Source organism: Mycobacterium sp. E136 (assembly GCF_001666865.1).
GTDB lineage: Bacteria > Actinomycetota > Actinomycetes > Mycobacteriales > Mycobacteriaceae > Mycobacterium.
Window position 1 is genome coordinate 1 of the sequence record NZ_LZJE01000013.1, and the last position, 17,376, is coordinate 17,376.

Consider the following 17,376-nt stretch of genomic DNA (forward strand, 5'->3'; position numbering starts at 1 on the left):
AGCTGCCGTTCTACAACGAGGACATCGACAACGAGGACGTCGCCGAACCGGTGGTGGCGTTGCGCCAGGCCGCGGCCGATGCGGATGCCGCGCTGGTCGTCACGCCCGAGTACAACGGCAGCATCCCGGGTGTGCTCAAGAACGCGATCGACTGGCTGTCGCGCCCCTACGGCAACAGCGCGCTCAAGGACAAGCCGTTTGCCGTCGTCGGCGCGGCGCTCGGGCGGTACGGCGGCCAGTGGGCGCATGACGACACGCGCAAGAGCTTCGGCATCGCGGGGCCGCGGGTCGTCGAGGACCTCACCTTGTCGGTGCCGAGCAAGACGTTCGACGGAAAGCACCCGCGGGAGAACGCCGAGGTCGCCGCGAACCTGCGCGATGTCATCGGCAAGTTGGCGGCCGAGGTCGGCTGAGGACTTCATATTCGCAGGCCGTCGGCTCGGTCGAACGACCCGCCGGCGGCTTTGCTGTCCGATCCGGGTGTCCCGGCCCGTTGTCGGTGCGGACTGCTATATCTAGTGCCCCTCACGCGACACGCCGCAAGTGTGACGTGCGACACGCCGACGGGAGGCGCGGCGAAAAGCTTACGACCTGGGAATTCCAAGATTGTTATTCAGAACATCTGGTATTCCTTCGCAATGTCGGACACTAGGTGTAGTGTTTCGAACACCGACAGGCCCCACGGTTCCCAAGCCTTCCGAGGGCCGGCCGGAGCCCCCGATCCCGGTTGTCTGGGCGTCACAGACACACCGCCGGTGGCCCCGGACGGCAGGAATTTCCAGGGTCTCCGGGCTGCTGATATTCGATGAATCTCGGCGAGATGAAGTGTTCGACCAGTTGCCAGTCCCCTCGTTCGCATAGGAGCCGTACCCCGATGACTCAGCACTCGATCACCGTGTACACCAAGCCCGCTTGCGTGCAGTGCAACGCCACCTACAAGGCGTTGGACAAGCAGGGCCTCGCCTACGAGACCGTCGACATCAGCCTCGACAGCGAAGCCCGCGATTACGTGATGGCACTCGGTTACCTGCAGGCCCCGGTCGTCGTGGTCGGCAACGAGCACTGGTCGGGCTTCCGGCCCGACCGCATCAAGGCGCTCGGAGCCGGAGCGGTCGCGGCGACGGCTTAGGGGTACTCGGACGGGCAGAAAGGGGGTAGTCGTGAGCAACCTCGTCTACTTCTCCAGCGTCTCGGAGAACACCCATCGTTTCGTCCAGAAGCTGGGACAGCCCGCGATCCGGATTCCACTGCACGGGCGAATCGAGGTCGACCAGCCCTACGTGCTGGTGCTGCCCACCTACGGCGGTGGGCGGGCCACACCGGACATCAACGACGGTGGCTATGTGCCCAAGCAGGTCATCGCGTTTCTCAACAATGAACACAACCGGTCGTTGATCCGCGGCGTCATCGCCGCGGGCAACAACAACTTCGGCGCCGAGTTCGCCTACGCGGGCAATGTCGTGTCCCGCAAGTGCGGCGTTCCGTACCTGTATCGCTTCGAACTGATGGGAACCCCGGACGACGTCGACGCCGTCCGATCGGGTCTGGAAGAGTTTTGGAAGGACCAGACGTGTCACCAACCGTCACAGCTGCAGAGCCTGTAACGTCCGCGCCGGCCACGCTGCCGGGCGAGACGGATTATCACGCGCTCAACGCGATGCTGAATCTGTACGACGCCGACGGCAAGATTCAGTTCGACAAGGATGTGCTGGCCGCGCGCGAGTACTTCCTGCAGCACGTCAACCAGAACACGGTTTTCTTCCACAATCAGGACGAGAAGCTCGACTACCTGATCCAGAAGGAGTACTACGAGCGCGAGGTGCTCGACCAGTACTCGCGCAACTTCGTCAAGACGCTGCTGGATCGCGCGTACGCCAAGAAGTTCCGGTTTCCGACGTTCCTCGGCGCGTTCAAGTACTACACCTCCTACACGCTGAAGACCTTCGACGGTAAGCGGTACCTGGAGCGTTTCGAGGACCGTGTGGTGATGGTGGCCCTCACGCTCGCCGCCGGTGACACCACGCTGGCCGAGAAGCTGGTCGACGAGATCATCGACGGCCGGTTCCAGCCGGCCACCCCGACGTTCCTCAACTCGGGCAAGAAGCAGCGCGGCGAGCCGGTGTCCTGCTTCCTGCTGCGCATCGAGGACAACATGGAGTCGATCGGCCGCTCCATCAACTCCGCACTGCAGCTGTCCAAGCGCGGTGGTGGAGTCGCCTTGCTGCTGAGCAACATTCGTGAGCACGGCGCCCCGATCAAGAACATCGAGAACCAGAGCTCGGGCGTCATTCCCATCATGAAACTGCTCGAGGACTCGTTCTCGTACGCCAACCAGCTCGGTGCCCGTCAAGGTGCCGGTGCGGTGTACCTGCACGCGCACCATCCCGACATCTACCGGTTCCTCGACACCAAGCGCGAGAACGCCGACGAGAAGATCCGGATCAAGACGCTGAGCCTGGGCGTGGTGATTCCGGACATCACGTTCGAGCTGGCCAAGAAGAACGAGGACATGTACCTGTTCTCGCCGTACGACGTCGAGCGCGTCTACGGCCTGCCGTTCGCCGACATCTCGGTGACCGAGAAGTACTACGAGATGGTCGACGACAGCCGGATCCGCAAGACCAAGATCAAGGCCCGCGAGTTCTTCCAGACGTTGGCCGAGTTGCAGTTCGAGTCGGGCTACCCGTACATCATGTTCGAGGACACGGTAAACCGGGCCAACCCGATCGACGGAAAGATCACCCACTCCAACCTGTGCTCGGAGATCCTGCAGGTCTCCACGCCGTCGGAGTTCAACGACGACCTGTCCTACAAGAAAGTCGGCAAGGACATCTCCTGCAACCTGGGTTCGCTCAACATCGCCAAGGCGATGGACTCGCCGGACTTCGCCCAGACGGTCGAGGTGGCCATCCGGGCACTGACCGCGGTGAGCGACCAGACGAGCATCACCTCGGTGCCGTCGATCGAGCAGGGCAACAACGACTCTCACGCGATCGGCCTCGGGCAGATGAACCTGCACGGGTATCTGGCGCGTGAGCGGATCTTCTACGGGTCCGAAGAGGGTGTCGACTTCACCAACATCTACTTCTACACGGTGCTCTATCACGCGCTGCGGGCATCGAATCGCATTGCGATCGAGCGGGGTACGGCGTTCAAGGGCTTCGAGAAGTCCAAGTACGCCACCGGCGAGTTCTTCGACAAGTACACCGAGCAGGTGTGGGAGCCCAAGACCGACAAGGTCCGTCAGCTCTTCGCCGATGCCGACATTCGGATCCCCGATCAGGAGGACTGGAAGCGGCTGAAGGAGTCGGTGCAGCAGCACGGCATCTACAACCAGAACCTGCAGGCGGTGCCGCCGACCGGCTCGATCAGCTACATCAACCACTCGACCAGCTCGATCCACCCGATTGCCAGCAAGGTCGAGATCCGCAAGGAAGGCAAGATCGGTCGCGTCTACTATCCGGCGCCCTACATGACCAACGACAACCTGGAGTACTTCCAGGACGCGTACGAGATCGGGTACGAGAAGGTCATCGACACCTACGCCGCGGCCACCCAGCACGTGGACCAGGGCCTGAGCCTGACGTTGTTCTTCAAGGACACGGCCACCACGCGCGATGTGAACAAGGCGCAGATCTACGCCTGGCGCAAGGGCATCAAGACGCTCTACTACATTCGGTTGCGCCAAATGGCTTTGGAGGGAACCGAAGTCGAGGGTTGCGTCAGCTGCATGCTGTAGGGCCGCCACGCCGAGTGTCGGCTGAGCCGACCCTCGGCGGGCGCCACTAGCCCACCGCGAAGACGGGCAGGCGGTCCACCCGCGTCAGCACCGGGTGCTTCGGCGGAACGCCGGGGCCGTGTTCGGCCTCCTCTGGCTTCGCCTCGTGGTCGATCCAGCATTCGCCGGTTCTCTCGTCGTAGTCGCCGCCGTAGAACACGCAGTAGACGCCAAGACCGTCGGTGTCCTGGTGGTCGGCTGCACACTCCCAGAAGTCGTCGCTGACCGGGGCGGCGCCGGCGGCCGCGGCCAGCCCGATCGCCACGCCGACCGTCGCCGCGGTGGTTGCCAGAAGTCGTGTCAGGTTCATGGCGTAGAGCGTGCTGCCGCGGACTTTCTTGCGGAACGGGGCGCGCACCGCGACCCGACGCGTCCCGATCAGGGATGGCGCCGCGGCGGCGTTAGGGGTGTAGGGGGCCGATCGCCGAGCGCACGCTTCTGTACGCAAAAGCCCAGGTCGAGGTGTACCAACCGCGCGCTCGGCGCGAGGATGGCCGGGTGAAAGCAGGTAAGGCTTGCCTCAGCTTTTATTGACGTCTACATTAACCGGAAACATTTCCTCTAAATAGGAGAGCGGTCGATGCTCAGGCGCCTGTGCGTTTTCGCGGCGACGATGGTCGCCGCCGCCTCGTTCGCTCCGGCCGCGCAAGCCCAGCCCGGCCCGGAGCACGAGTTGCCGGCTGCGGACCACGAGTTCGCGATCACCTCCGAGGTGCCGTCGCTGGAGGAACTCGACCAGCAGATCCGGTTACTGGTCGCCACGCCCGCACCGGACGCGGTCAAGGCCGCGCAACTCGAGGGCGGCAGCCGCGCGGTCGTCGTGCCGAAGATGGTCTACCGGGTCGGCTTCTTCCGCCCGCCGCGCGGATCCAGCGTGGTGACCGGTCCCGAGACCCACGACGATGACCGCCACACCGCGATCATCAACGCCACCAGGCAGGGGTCGCCGACCGTGCGCGTCGAGGCCGAATGGCGTCGGATCGACGGCCGCTGGAAGCTCGCGAGCAAGTCGCTGTGCAACGGCATCAAGACTCTCGGCCTGCCGATCCCGTGCAACTTCGAATGATGGCCGCGTGATCGAAATCGTCGAATTGACCAAGTCGTTCGGTTCTCACCGCGCCGTCGACTCCGTCACCGTCACCTTTCCCGCCGGGTCTGTCGCCGCACTCCTCGGGCTCAACGGTGCGGGCAAGACCACGCTGCTGCGGTTGCTCGCCGGGTTGACCCGTCCCGACAGCGGAACGATCGCGGTGTGTGGCCATCCTCCCGGTCACGACCCGCGCGTGCTCGGGTTTCATCTGGGTCCGGCGGCCATGAACCCCCGCCACACTGTGCACCGCCACTTGTCCTGGCTCGCAGCGCTTTCCGGGATCGATGACGCGCGGCTCGACGCGGTACTGGTCGAGACCGACCTGCACGCGTTCCGCTCCAAGCGCATCGACCGGCTGTCGCTGGGCATGCGTCAGCGGGTGGCCATCGCGGGGGCACTGCTGGGCGACCCGCAGGCGCTGCTGTTCGACGAACCGCTCAACGGGCTCGACGTTCCGGGCATTGTCTGGTTCCGCTCGCTGGTTCGTCGGCTCGCCGAACACGGTCGCACGGTCGTCGTCGCCACCCACCTGCTCGGCGAGGTGGCCCTGACGGCCGACCACGTCGCGCTGCTCAGTCAGGGCCAGATTCAGGCAGCGGGTGAACTGGCGCAGTTGGCGCCCACCGGTGCCGACACCCGGGAGTGGCTCGAGGCGACGCTGCTGGAGTGCGCATGACCGCCGCGACGCTGCGCAGCGCGCGCGCCGAGATCGTCCGCACGGGCGGGCCCAGTCGGCTGTGGACCGTCGTGATCCCCGCGGCGGTGCTGGTTCCGGTGGCGATCACGTTCGGCATCGCATGGGTCGCCGAGTCCTTCGCACGCATACCCGGGCAGATTTCGGTGCTGCAGGTCACCACGTCGAATGCCGCCTACTGGGTCATCACGATCACCGTCGCACTGGTGGCCGTGGCAGGGGCCGACGGTCAGGCCGCCGAAACACGTTACGACGCCGGTGAATACGTGCGGCTGGCCATACCGCGTGGGTGGTCGGTGATGCTCGGCCGGTGGCTGTTCTACGGCGCGCTGGGCGCACTGGTGGCCGTCGCCACGCTTGTCGTGGTGCTCGCGGGGTTGCCGCTCATCGCGCCGACGGTTTACGGACCGGTGTCGCTGACCGACGAAATCGGTGTGCGACTCCTGTGGACGGTGCCGCTGCTGGCGCTGTTCGCGGCGGGGGCGGGTGTGGGAGTCGGGGCCCTCACCCGCTCGCCGCTGGCGGCGGTGGGTGGGATCCTGCTGTGGGCGTTCGTGGCCGAGACCGTGGCGGGCTACCTGCCCAGCGGAGCGACCCTGCAGCGTTTCATGCCGTTGCTGAACGCGGTGTATGCCACCGGACAGGATGCCGTGCTCATCCCGCCGTGGGGCCAGAACGGCGCCCTGCTCTACGCGTGCTCGGTTTTCACGGCGATCTTCGTGATCGCCGCTATTGGAAGGACAATTCGAAGATGACTGGTAGAGAATCACTTCCGCTCGCGCAGCGGTCCGACGCGGACTTGCCGGGCCACTGGCTGCTGGCCCGGCTGGGCAAGCGGGTGCTGCGGCCCGGCGGTCTCGAGCTGACCAGCCGGCTGCTGGCGGCCGCCGGGATCGGCGGCGCCGACGTCGTCGAACTCGGACCGGGCCTGGGCCGTACTGCGACCGACATCGTCGCCCAGCGGCCCCGTTCCTACGTCGGCGTCGACGACACCGACGCCACCAGCGAGACCGTGCGCGCGGTCGTCGCACCGGTCGACGGTCAGGTCGTGGTGGCCAATGCCGCCGACACCGGATTGCCCTCGGACAGCGCCGATGTGGTGATCGGCGAGGCCATGCTGACGATGCAGGGCGACCGCGACAAGCGCGCGATCGTCGCCGAGGCGTTCCGCGTTCTGCGACCGGGCGGCCGCTATGCGATCCACGAACTCGGGCTGCAGCCCGACGATCTCGCTCAGGACACCAAGGACGAGATCCGCCGGGACATGGCGCGCGCGATCAAGGTCAACGCGCGCCCGCTGACGACCGCCGAATGGGTGGCGCTGCTGACCGAGGCCGGTTTCGAGGTCGTGACCGTCGATCACGCCAAGATGGCGCTGCTGAATCCGGCGCGGGTGTTGGCCGACGAGGGCTTCACCGGCGCCCTGCGGATCGTCGGCAATCTGATCGTGCGGCCCGCGGCCCGTAAGCGGGTCATCGGTATGCGCAGGACATTTCACCGGTATCGGCGCGCGCTGACCGCGGTTGCGGTCGTCGGCGTCGTGCCCACGTCGTGACAGACTCGAACCATGTCTGTGTCGCGCCACGATCTCGCTGCGCCGCCCGACCGGGCGGCGGGCCAACAGCGCCAGAAAGTGCTGGGCCTGCTGAAGAACGCGACGGAGCCCGTCGACGCTCAGCAGGTCGCAGAGGCTCTGCAGATCCACATCACCACAGCGCGCTTCCATCTGACGACGCTGGAGGAGCAGGGCGTCATCGGACGGGGCAGCGCGGTCAAGGCCGGTCGCGCCGGGCGGCCGCGACTAACTTACGAGTTGGCGCCTCGGTTCGACTACGCCGACATCGTGTCGCTGTTCGCCGAACACCTGGGCGGGACGGCGCAGGAACGCGAACAGCGGGCCCTGCGGATCGGCGCGGACCTGGCGCATCGGGTTCGGTTGGCCCGCGAGCGGCCCGAGGCCACGATCGCCGACATGGTGGTCGCCACCCTCAACGAGCTTGGCTTTCAGGTTCGTTCGGTGCTGAATTCGTTCGGCGAGGTGACGGTTCAGATCTGCACCTGCCCGCTGGCCGAGGTTGCCTCGTCGGCCCCGGAGGTCGTGCGCGGCATCCAGCAGGGCCTCATTCAAGAGGTGGTCAACCACAACGCCGACGCCGTCGGCGCCCGCTATCAGGCGTCGGTGACGCCGGACCCGCACGGCGGTTCGTGCGAAGTCAGTTTGGTATTGCGCCCCGAACGTTGAGTGTCGGGACGAGAAGGGAAAACTCATGACCGCGTCAACCGCATTGGCGTTGCAACGCCTCGCCGACGAACAGATCGACGCCGCCAAGGCCGCTACGGCCGGCCGGTCGGGCCACACCGTGTACGGCGGCCGCGAGCACACGCTTCGCCAGACGGTGTTGGCGCTGGCCGCCGGCCACGGCCTGGATGACCACGAAAGCCCCGGCGAGGCAACGCTGTTGGTGTTGCGCGGACGGGTACAGCTCAACGGCGTGAGCACCTCGGTGGAAGGCAGGGAAGGGGACTACCTGCCGATACCCAACGAACGTCACAGCCTCGCCGCCCTCGAGGACTCGGCGGTGCTGCTGACGGTCGTCGCCAAGTAGCGCGCCGAACCCGCGGCGTTACTTGACGGTGTGCTGCGGGCCCTGGGCCTTCTTGTAGAGCGCCTTGAGCATCCGGTCACGGAACGCCGCGTTGTCGATGAGCTTCACCCCGGCGTTGGCCAGTTTCGGCTGTCCGATCAGCTTGTGCATGTAGCGGCCGCGTCGGTACTCCCGGCCCCACGCCGCCTCCATGCGCTGCGCGTAGTTCGTGAAGTCGTCGGGCCCGCCGTTCAGCAGTGCCGCGACCGCGCATTCGCCTGCGGCCAAGCCGGATTCGAGCGCCTTGGAGATGCCGGCGCCCGACGCGGGCTTACCGGCACCCAGCGAGTCGCCAGCGAAGAGGACGCCCGGGCGCCACGGCGGCCACGCGGTGAAGCCCATCGGCAGGCGCCAGGCACGGACGCTCTTGTTCTTCTTGAGTTCCTCGATCGGCGGTAGGTCCCACTCCCGAGGCAGCGTCCGCAGGAACTCGCCGAGGAACTGCGTCGCGTTGATCGACTGCCAGTTCTTGTAGCTGTTGACGTAGCCCAACCCGATGTTGAAGACGCCGTTGCCCATCGGGAAGACCCAGCCGTACCCCGGCAGCTGATCACCCTCGAAGACCAGCTTCAGGTAGATGTCGAGGCTGTCGGAGTCGGGGCGGTTGGCCGGCATCTCCGAGCGGATCGCGATCGCCGAGTAGCCGTTGTACTCCGAATCGATCTTCAGCGCGCGCTTGATGGGGGAGTAGGCGCCGTCGGCGGCGATGACCGCGTCGCCGTGCACCTTCTCACCGCTCTTGAGTGTCACGCCCATCACCCGGCCGTTCTCGATGATCGGCCCGGACACCTCCGCGCCCTGGCGAACCTCGGCGCCCGCGGATTCGGCGTGCTTGAGCAGAACCGTGTCCAGGTGCGTTCGGCTGACGGTGTGGCCGTGGTCGGGCATGCCGGGGCGACGCGGGAACGACAGCTCCCACTGGCTGGGGCTGAACACCGTGACCCGGTTGACGCGGTGGAACGTGGCGACCTCGTCGGAGAGCCCCATCTTCTGCAGATAGCTCACCGCGCGGGCGGTCAGGCCGTCGCCGCATGGTTTGTCGCGCGGGAATTCGGCCTTGTCGAGGACCACCACCTTGGCGCCGGTCTGAGCGGCCTGCCACGCGGCGGCCGAGCCGGAGGGCCCGCCACCTGCGATGACCAGGTCGTAATGCTGCGTCATGAAACTCGTCTCGTCGATCGGCTGTCGCAGCGATATTACCCGTGCCGCGACCGCCGCTCTCGTCGGACGGAGTGGCCTGCGCGGGCCGCCGGAAAACGCATGCGGCCTGGTCTGAGCTGGTCAACAGGGCCGGAGCGGTAGAGTGACCGGGTGCGACGAGGGTCCAGGCCACGGCCGAGTGGCGAGCCGGGTGTCAAGGTCGACGCCCGCAGCGAGCGCTGGCGTGAGCACCGCAAGAAGGTGCGTGCCGAGATCGTCGACGCCGCCTTCCGCGCCATCGACCGGCTGGGTCCCAATGTCAGCGTTCGTGAGATCGCCGAAGAGGCCGGTACCGCCAAGCCCAAGATCTACCGCCACTTCACCGACAAGTCCGACATGTTCGGTGAGATCGGTCAGCGGATGCGGGACATGTTGTGGGCCGCGATTATTCCGTCGATCGACGTGGAACACGACTCGGCACGCCGGATCGTCGGCCGCGGCGTCGCGCACTACGTCGACCTCGTCGAGCATCACCCGAACGTGGTGCGGTTCCTGTTGCAGGGCCGATTCGCCGACAAGTCGGCCGCCGCGATGACGACCGTCAACCGGGGCAGCGAGATCACGCTGGCGGTGGCCGACATGTTCAGCGAGGAGCTCAAGGACCTGGCGCCGAATCCGGCCGCCTTCGAGCTGGCGGCGTACGCCATCTTCGGCACCGCGGCGTCGGCGACGGACTGGTGGTTGGGCGACGACGAGGACGGCGCGCGCCGCATGCCCGCCGACCAGTTCATCGCGCACATGACCACGATCATGGTGGGCGCGATCAACGGCACCGCCGAGCTGTTGGGCATCCAGATCGACCCTGACCAGCCGATTCACACCGCGGTTCGTAAACAGCAGCCCGTCGCTTGAAGGGGGCGTTGACACCTCCGGGCGTGGTCCGGAGACTTGCAAGTACCCGGTACCGGCGTTCCCAGGATGTGCTCCACGATGGAGGGGCCACGCGCCGGCCGAGGATTAGGGGAGACCGATGACGGTTGCCGAGCAGACGGCCGATCACACCATTGATCAGCAAACGGTGCACACCAGGGCGCTGATCATCGGCACCGGGTTCTCCGGCCTCGGCATGGCCATCGCGCTGCAACGCCAGAACGTTGAGTTCCTGATGCTGGAGAAGGCCGACGAGATCGGCGGCACGTGGCGGGACAATACTTATCCGGGTTGCGCCTGCGACATCCCGTCGCACATGTACTCGTTCTCGTTCGAGCCCAAGCCCGACTGGCGACACATGTGGTCGTTCCAGCCCGAGATCTTCGACTACCTCAAGGGCGTCACTGACAAATACGGCCTGCGCCGCTATATCCGGTTCGGTGCGCACGTCGACCGCGCCCATTGGGATGACAACGAGCACCGCTGGCACGTGTTCACCAAGGACGGCCGTGAGTTCGTCGCGCAGTTCGTGATCTCCGGAGCGGGCGGCCTGCACATCCCGTTCATCCCGGAGTTCCCGGGCCTGGACGAATTCACCGGTGCCGCTTTCCATTCCGCGGAGTGGGACCACAGCGTAGACCTGACGGGTAAACGCGTCGCGGTCATCGGCACAGGAGCCAGTGCGATCCAGATCGTTCCCGAGATCGTCAAGGACGTCGGCGCCCTGCATCTGTACCAGCGCACACCGGCATGGGTGATGCCGCGGCCCAACAACCCGATTCCGCGCTGGATGCGCGATCTGTTCACCAACGTGCCGGGCACCCGGCAGTTGATGCGGGCGGGCATCTACTGGATCCACGAAGGTGTCGGATTCGCGATGACTCGTGAACCTCGGCTGCTGAAAATCGGTGAGCTGCTGGGCAAGTGGAACATCCGCAAGTCGATCAAGGATCGCGAACTGCGTCGCAAGCTGACGCCGAACTACCGCGCCGGGTGTAAGCGAATCCTCAACTCCGACACCTACTATCGCGGCATCGCCGATCCGAGGACCGAGGTTGTCACCGATGCGATCGCGCGGTTCATGCCGACCGGCATCGTCACCGCCGACGGCACCGAACGCGAGGTCGACGTGGTGGTGTTCGCCACCGGCTTCCACGTCACGGATTCGTACACGTATGTCCACATCAAGGGCCCGCGGGGCGAGGACCTGGTGGACCGGTGGAACCGAGAGGGCATCGCGGCGCTTCGCGGCATCACGGTCGCGGACATGCCGAACCTGTTCTTCCTGCTCGGCCCGAACACGGCGCTGGGGCACAACTCGGTGGTGTTCATGATCGAGTCGCAGATCCGCTACGCCGCGCAGGCCATTGCGGCGGTCGACCGGGCCGGCGCCGAGGCGCTGGCTCCCACCCGCGAGGCCCAGGACCGCTACAACGAGGAGTTGCAGGGCGAACTCGCCGGAACGGTGTGGAGCACCGGGGGGTGCCAGAGTTGGTATCTCGACGAGCACGGCGTGAACCGGACGCTGTGGAGCGGCATGACGTGGCAGTACTGGTTGGCGACCCGCAGGTTCGACAAGTCGGAGTACCGGTTCTTCGGCGGGCGGCGCGCGGACGTCGCGGCCTAGTGTGCGTCCAGATCGCGATTCCGTGCCCGTCGGCCGGAAAAGGCGATCAGAATGCACACTGGCCGCACCGGTAACTCGTTGGTAAGCGACACGCCAGACACACGATGTTGTGTTGCGGGTGGTTGTCGTCCCCCAGGGGTAGTGTCGGTGGCGGGCGGAAAAGCGCTTCGGGCGGACCAAAGACCAGGTGAAATGGGGTTCTCGTGAGTGATGGCATGAAGCTGATTGACCGTGTCTCGGCGATCAACTGGAACCGTCTCCAGGACGAGAAGGACGCCGAGGTGTGGGACCGGCTGACGGGCAACTTCTGGTTGCCGGAGAAGGTGCCGGTCTCGAACGACATCCCGTCGTGGAACACGCTCAACGACCACGAGAAGCAGCTGACGATGCGGGTGTTCACCGGCCTCACGCTGCTCGACACGATCCAGGGCACCGTCGGCGCGGTCAGCCTGATCCCGGACGCCCTGACGCCGCATGAGGAAGCGGTCTACACCAACATCGCGTTCATGGAGTCGGTGCACGCGCGCAGCTACAGCAACATCTTCTCGACGCTGTGCTCGACCGCCGAGATCGACGACGCCTTCCGCTGGTCGGAGGAGAACCCCAACCTGCAGCGCAAGGCCGAAATCGTCATGCAGTACTACAAGGGCGACGAGCCGCTCAAGCGCAAGGTGGCCTCGACGCTGCTGGAGAGCTTCCTGTTCTACTCCGGCTTCTATCTGCCGATGTACTGGAGCAGCCGGGCCAAGCTGACCAACACCGCCGACATGATCCGGCTGATCATCCGCGACGAGGCCGTGCACGGCTACTACATCGGCTACAAGTTCCAGCGCGGGTTGGCGCTCGAGGACGCGGCCAAGCAGGCCGAGCTCAAGGACTACACCTATGAGTTGCTCTTCGAGCTGTACGACAACGAGGTGGAGTACACCCAGGACCTGTACGACGGCGTCGGGTTGACCGAGGACGTCAAGAAGTTCCTGCGGTACAACGCCAACAAGGCGCTGATGAACCTCGGCTACGAGGCGCTTTTCCCGCGCGACGAGACAGACGTCAACCCGGCGATCCTGTCGGCGCTGTCGCCCAACGCCGACGAGAACCACGACTTCTTCTCCGGCTCGGGGTCGAGCTATGTGATCGGCAAGGCCGTCGTCACCGAAGACGAGGATTGGGACTTCTAGTTCCGGTTCGAGGCCCGAAAGTATCACCGCGGGTCGACGTCGAACAGGCGTGCGCGAAGCACCATCACGAAATCCTCCATCACCTGGACATGGCCGGGCATCCACATCCGCGGCCGGGTGTCCCAGGCGATGAGCGTGCCGATGGTGTGCCCCTGACCGTCCGTCAGCGGAAAGCCCGCGCACGCCACGATGACTCCCTTCGCCACGGCCCAATGGTCACGCAACAGCGGTTCCTTACGAGCATCCGCGACGATCAGGGGCTTGCCGGTCACGAGTACCTCGCGGCCCAGCGAACCCTCGAGTGGCCCTTGGCGGGTGACCGCCATCTCGGGGTCGAGTCCGATTGCGCTGCACATGTATTGGGTGTCGTGATCGATCAGCGTTACGGCGGCAGACGGCACCCCGACCGCCGCCACCACCATGCCGACGACCCGATCGAGACTGCGTGCCCGTTCCGCGTTGAGCAGACCACTGTCGTAGAGCGCGCGGAGCCGGTCCGGGTCGGAGATGACGGCACCCTCGCGAAGGGCTGCGACCGGATCGGGCGTGTCCAGGTTGAGCAGTTTGACGCGCCGCATGAGTTCACACACATCGGCGTCTCCACGGCGGGCGCGCTCGATGATCATCCGGGCGGCGACGGCGCGTGCGATGTAGGTCTCGATTGATTCCCCGACTGCACCGGCCTCATCGATCAGAGCGGAGTTCATCCACTCGTCGAAGCCTGGCAACGTCGGTGCCATACCTGTCACGCTAGCGCGTTCCGGGGGCGAACATAGCGCGTCGAATCAGCGCCGTGCACTGACACCTCAGCGCAGAACACGAACGGTATCGACAGGCCCGGGCAGGCAATTGCCTATGTCGCCCGCACTGGGCGGTGCGTCGACCATGGCCGCGCCAACTGGCTGGTGATGTTCGTCGTCATGATCGCGGTCTCGGCGTTGGCCGGTTTCTACGCCGCACGCGGCATCCTCCGCGGCGTACGAAGCGTGCTGAGCGCTCGTCGATCGAGTTAGGACCCCCAGGTGGGGTCGCGGTGACCGAACGAGAGGCTTTAGGCATCCGGTTCTTGCACCATCGGCCGACTTCACAGGAAACCGGCCTGTCATGATCAGCGCCGTGAGAGCATTCCCGGTCGAGGGGATGGGCGCGGCGCGACGTTGGAGACGGTCATGATTCGGCAGGCAGTGACGGCTTTGGGGGCCTCTGTTCTCGGCGCGATGCTCCTCGCGCCGTCCGCGGCGGCCGACGCGGGGGAGCAGCAGGTGCTCCTGCAGTCCGGGACGGTGCGCTGCCTGCTCAGTGCGGACGAAACGACGTTCGGCGGCGGACCGATGGCGATATGCGCGCTGACGAACGGCCAGCCGTGGGGCGGGGTGCCGTTCGAGAGCTCCAAATGGAATCAGCGGCCGAACCTCGCGGTCGTGCGCGGCACCGGCGAGTTCTACTGGGATCGAGGGCTGATCGCCGAACCGACCACCCCTCCCGTCGCCGTGGACTCGGGCACCTACCGGACAAACGGCTGGACCGTTCAGCCGGAGCAGGGCTACCGCACGCGCATCACCAACGACGCCAGCCGCCACGGCTTCTTCATCAATGCCGCCTCCGTACGCGGGTTCTAGCGGGCGCTACTCCGAAGGCACCGGGATCGTCGCCGACACGGTGGTGCCCTCACCCGGCCTGCTGGTGACGGCGAGCTGCCCGGACAACGCTTCGACTCGGTCGCGCAACCCGACCAACCCCGAGCCCTCGCCGGGCGCCGCTCCGCCGTCGCCGTCGTCGCTGACCGAGAGCCGCACCGCACCGTCGTCCCGCGACGCGGACACGGTCACCAGCTCGGCGTTCGCATGCTTTGCGGCGTTCGTAAGACACTCGGCGACAACGTAATACGCTGCAACCTCGACTGACTCGGGTAACCGGCCCTCGACGTCGATGTCGAGTTCCACCGGCACGGGGGAGCGGCGGGCCAGCGTCCTGACCGCCGGGCCGAGCCCGCCCTTCGACAGGATCGCCGGATGCAGACCGCGCGAAAGCTCCTGCAGATCGGAGTACAGACCGCCGAGGCCGGCGACGACGTTGGACAGCTGCGGGCGCAGCTCGTCGCCCTCATCAACCGACGCCTCGATCGCGCGCAGTTCCAGGCTCAGCGACACGATCCGCTGTTGGGCACCATCGTGCAGATCACGTTCGAACCCCCTGCGCGCCTGGTCGGCCGCCGCCACGATGCGCGCCCGCGACGCGGTGAGTTCCGCGCGGGTCTCGGCGTTGGCGATCGCCGTGCACACCAGATCGGCGAAGTCGCAGATGTGCGCCTCGGTGTCCGCCGGTATCGCGTGGGGCCGAGCCGCCGACACGATGAGCGCACCGCGGACCTCGCCGCCGACGATCAGTGGGGCGCCGACGGCGGAACGAGTGTCGAGACCCTGCAGGCGCGTGGCGATTTCACCGGTCGCGATCGAGTAGTCGTCGATGCGCGCGGGTTCCGCGGTCTTGCGGACCCGGGTGCTGATGCTGTCTCCGTCCAGCGAGAAGCGTTCGCCCTCAGACAAACCCGGCCGGTGCCCGCGGTTGCGCGCCGCCAGTACCACACATCCGTTGTCGCGTGTGAAGAGCAACAGCGTGGCGTGCTCGACGTCGAGACTCTCGGCCAATTCGTCGACGGCGGCGCGGTACACGTCCACGGGTTCGGCACCGCGGGCGACCAGCGTGGCGACTCGGCGCAGCGCCGCCTGCTGTGCGGCCAGCGCGGCGGCCTCTCGACCGCGCTGCTCGGCCTCTGCGGTCCGCAGCCGCGCCTGCCCTGCAAGCACATTGGCCAGCAGCGCCAGGGTGAGGAAGATGATGATCGAGGGTGCGAGAGTCCCATGCCCCTCCAGATGGAAGTACGCGTAGACCACCGTGCGCTCACCAGCGAGGTGGCGACCGCGAGCCCGAAACCCCAACCCGCAGACACCACCAGCACGCCCAACAGCAGGACCGCACCGAACGCGTTCTCCGGCGCGATCCGCTTCAGCGCGTACACCAGCAGGATCTCGGCGACGAGGAAAGAGGCCGCGACGAGGATGCCCAGGCCGAGCGGACGCGCGGTGGGTCGGACGAACGCCGCGAGCAGGCGGTTCGGCAGCGATTGCCGGGTCACCGGCCGATGGTAATGCGCGCCACGGTGTGAATCTTTCCGGTTAGCGGGAATGCCAGGAACCGACCGTCCTGCCAGCCTGGTGGGTATGCACGCCGAGGAGGTTCGCCATGCGCTGTTTGATCGTCGATGACAGCGCCGGATTCCGCGACGCCGCCCGCGCGATGCTCGAGCGCGGCGGCATCTCCGTCGTCGGCACCGCGTGTGACGGCGCGGGCGCCGTGCGCCAGGGCAGGCAGCTGCGGCCCGATGTCGCGCTCGTCGACGTCGATCTCGGAGCCGAGAGCGGATTCGACATCGCCAGAGAGCTGACCGAACAGGTCGCCGACACCGCGGTCATCCTCATCTCCACCCACGACGAGCAGGATTTCGCCGATCTGATCGCCGCCAGCCCCGCGCGCGGCTTCCTGCCGAAGCTTGCGCTCTCGCCCGCCGCGATCCGGAACGTGTTGGCGTCAGCGTGATTCGAGGTACATGATCACGGCGCGAACTCGCCGGTGATCGTCACCCGTCTCGGGCAGGTTCAGCTTGGTCAGGATGCTGCGCACATGCTTTTCGACGGTGCCCTCGGTGACCCACAGGCGGCGCCCGATCCCGGCGTTGGACAGGCCCTCGGCCATCAACGTGAGGACTTCGCGTTCGCGGGTGCTCAGCGCGGCCAGCGGATCGTCGCGGCGCCGGGCATCGACCAGTTCGGCCACCAGCGCCGGATCGACCACCGAGGCGCCGTTGGCGACTCGCTGCAGGGTGTCGACGAAGTCGTCGACATCGGCGACGCGGGATTTCAACAGGTATCCGATGCCGCGGCCGCCGGCCAGTAGTTCGGTCGCATGGTCGACGTCGATGTGCGCCGACAGCACGACGACCGCGGTGTCCGGCGATTCCTCGCGGATGACCCGGGCCGCGTCGAGGCCTTCGGTGCTGTTCGTCGGGGGCATGCGAATGTCGGTCAGCACCAACTGCGGACACTGTTCACGCACCAGGTCGAGCAGTTCGGCTGCGTCGCCGGCCTGGCCGCTGACCTCGAAGTCGGACCGCTGCAGCAGGCTGGCCACGCCTTCGCGCAGCAGTACATCGTCGTCGGCGATGACGACCCGCAGGGCGCACACCTGCAGGATTCTCGCATCGATCGGCGCATATCGCCCGACTCGGCGTGCTTTT

Annotated in this window: 19 protein-coding genes and 1 pseudogene; 15 read left to right on the forward strand and 5 right to left on the reverse strand. The window is 66.4% G+C overall.

Features of this window, described 5'->3' with window-relative positions:
• The 4 genes from A5698_RS00920 to nrdE all read left to right on the forward strand — a co-directional run.
• Positions 1–413, forward strand: a 413-nt coding sequence (locus A5698_RS00920; protein WP_068292137.1) for an NAD(P)H-dependent oxidoreductase, incomplete at its 5' end; no start/stop codon positions are given.
• 461 nt (positions 414–874) lie between these two features.
• Positions 875–1,129 (forward strand): redoxin NrdH, encoded by a 255-nt coding sequence (locus A5698_RS00925; RefSeq protein ID WP_067091552.1) that lies wholly within the window; start codon positions 875–877, stop codon positions 1,127–1,129.
• A gap of 31 nt (positions 1,130–1,160) precedes the next feature.
• Positions 1,161–1,604: a class Ib ribonucleoside-diphosphate reductase assembly flavoprotein NrdI gene (nrdI, locus tag A5698_RS00930; protein WP_068292140.1), complete on the forward strand. Its 444-nt coding sequence runs from the start codon at positions 1,161–1,163 to the stop codon at positions 1,602–1,604.
• A 17-nt stretch (positions 1,605–1,621) separates the two neighbouring features.
• On the forward strand, positions 1,622–3,739 hold the full coding sequence (gene nrdE, locus A5698_RS00935; protein ID WP_197506588.1) for a class 1b ribonucleoside-diphosphate reductase subunit alpha: 2,118 nt from the start codon (positions 1,622–1,624) through the stop codon (positions 3,737–3,739).
• A gap of 46 nt (positions 3,740–3,785) precedes the next feature.
• Here nrdE and A5698_RS00940 read toward each other — a convergent pair whose 3' ends face one another.
• Positions 3,786–4,088 carry a hypothetical protein gene (locus tag A5698_RS00940; protein WP_156670565.1) on the reverse strand — a complete coding sequence of 101 codons (303 nt, stop codon included), beginning with the start codon at positions 4,086–4,088 and terminating at the stop codon, positions 3,786–3,788.
• 270 nt (positions 4,089–4,358) lie between these two features.
• Here A5698_RS00940 and A5698_RS00945 point away from each other — a divergent pair, with 270 nt between their 5' ends.
• Genes A5698_RS00945 through A5698_RS00970 form a run of 6 tightly spaced genes read left to right on the forward strand, consistent with a single transcriptional unit; the run spans position 4,359 to position 8,168 of the window.
• Positions 4,359–4,844, forward strand: a complete 486-nt coding sequence (locus A5698_RS00945; RefSeq protein WP_084792170.1) for an MTB12 C-terminal domain-containing protein — start codon at positions 4,359–4,361, stop codon at positions 4,842–4,844.
• Positions 4,845–4,851: 7 nt separating this feature from the next.
• Positions 4,852–5,544: an ABC transporter ATP-binding protein gene (locus tag A5698_RS00950; RefSeq protein ID WP_068292147.1), complete on the forward strand. Its 693-nt coding sequence runs from the start codon at positions 4,852–4,854 to the stop codon at positions 5,542–5,544.
• Positions 5,541–6,317 (forward strand): ABC transporter, encoded by a 777-nt coding sequence (locus tag A5698_RS00955; protein ID WP_068292208.1) that lies wholly within the window; start codon positions 5,541–5,543, stop codon positions 6,315–6,317. Before A5698_RS00950 ends, A5698_RS00955 begins: the two co-directional genes overlap by 4 nt.
• Positions 6,314–7,117 (forward strand): class I SAM-dependent methyltransferase, encoded by an 804-nt coding sequence (locus A5698_RS00960; protein ID WP_068292150.1) that lies wholly within the window; start codon positions 6,314–6,316, stop codon positions 7,115–7,117. The genes A5698_RS00955 and A5698_RS00960 overlap by 4 nt, the downstream gene beginning before the upstream one ends.
• A 12-nt stretch (positions 7,118–7,129) precedes the next feature.
• The gene (locus A5698_RS00965) at positions 7,130–7,804 is read left to right on the forward strand and encodes a helix-turn-helix transcriptional regulator (protein ID WP_068292157.1); all 675 of its coding nucleotides are present in this window, start codon (positions 7,130–7,132) and stop codon (positions 7,802–7,804) included.
• Positions 7,805–7,829: 25 nt separating this feature from the next.
• Positions 7,830–8,168, forward strand: coding sequence for a cupin domain-containing protein (locus A5698_RS00970; RefSeq protein WP_068292159.1), 339 nt, complete (start codon positions 7,830–7,832; stop codon positions 8,166–8,168).
• An 18-nt stretch (positions 8,169–8,186) separates the two neighbouring features.
• Here A5698_RS00970 and A5698_RS00975 read toward each other — a convergent pair whose 3' ends face one another.
• Positions 8,187–9,368, reverse strand: coding sequence for a geranylgeranyl reductase family protein (locus A5698_RS00975; RefSeq protein WP_068292162.1), 1,182 nt, complete (start codon positions 9,366–9,368; stop codon positions 8,187–8,189).
• Positions 9,369–9,518: 150 nt separating this feature from the next.
• Here A5698_RS00975 and A5698_RS00980 point away from each other — a divergent pair, with 150 nt between their 5' ends.
• The 3 genes from A5698_RS00980 (at position 9,519) to nrdF (ending at position 13,082) form a co-directional block, all read left to right on the forward strand.
• Positions 9,519–10,259, forward strand: coding sequence for a TetR/AcrR family transcriptional regulator (locus tag A5698_RS00980; protein ID WP_068292165.1), 741 nt, complete (start codon positions 9,519–9,521; stop codon positions 10,257–10,259).
• 118 nt (positions 10,260–10,377) lie between these two features.
• Positions 10,378–11,904 (forward strand): flavin-containing monooxygenase, encoded by a 1,527-nt coding sequence (locus A5698_RS00985; RefSeq protein WP_068292168.1) that lies wholly within the window; start codon positions 10,378–10,380, stop codon positions 11,902–11,904.
• 215 nt (positions 11,905–12,119) lie between these two features.
• Positions 12,120–13,082 (forward strand): class 1b ribonucleoside-diphosphate reductase subunit beta, encoded by a 963-nt coding sequence (nrdF, locus tag A5698_RS00990; RefSeq protein WP_064415334.1) that lies wholly within the window; start codon positions 12,120–12,122, stop codon positions 13,080–13,082.
• A gap of 23 nt (positions 13,083–13,105) precedes the next feature.
• Here nrdF and A5698_RS00995 read toward each other — a convergent pair whose 3' ends face one another.
• Positions 13,106–13,822 carry a GAF domain-containing protein gene (locus tag A5698_RS00995; protein WP_068292171.1) on the reverse strand — a complete coding sequence of 239 codons (717 nt, stop codon included), beginning with the start codon at positions 13,820–13,822 and terminating at the stop codon, positions 13,106–13,108.
• 429 nt (positions 13,823–14,251) lie between these two features.
• Between A5698_RS00995 and A5698_RS01000 the strand changes: the two genes are divergently transcribed.
• Positions 14,252–14,701, forward strand: a complete 450-nt coding sequence (locus tag A5698_RS01000; protein WP_068292176.1) for a hypothetical protein — start codon at positions 14,252–14,254, stop codon at positions 14,699–14,701.
• 6 nt (positions 14,702–14,707) lie between these two features.
• On the opposite strand, the pseudogene A5698_RS01005 reads toward A5698_RS01000, so the two are convergent.
• Positions 14,708–16,203 (reverse strand): annotated as a pseudogene (locus A5698_RS01005) (ATP-binding protein).
• A gap of 122 nt (positions 16,204–16,325) precedes the next feature.
• On the opposite strand from A5698_RS01005, the gene A5698_RS01010 reads away from it, so the two are divergent.
• Entirely contained in the window at positions 16,326–16,679 is a 354-nt protein-coding gene (locus A5698_RS01010) for a response regulator (protein ID WP_068292180.1), read from the forward strand.
• Here the strand turns inward: A5698_RS01010 and A5698_RS01015 are convergent.
• Positions 16,671–17,324 carry a response regulator gene (locus A5698_RS01015; RefSeq protein WP_068292182.1) on the reverse strand — a complete coding sequence of 218 codons (654 nt, stop codon included), beginning with the start codon at positions 17,322–17,324 and terminating at the stop codon, positions 16,671–16,673. The two genes, A5698_RS01010 and A5698_RS01015, sit on opposite strands and share 9 nt — an antisense overlap.
• Between the last annotated feature and the right edge of the window lie 52 nt (positions 17,325–17,376).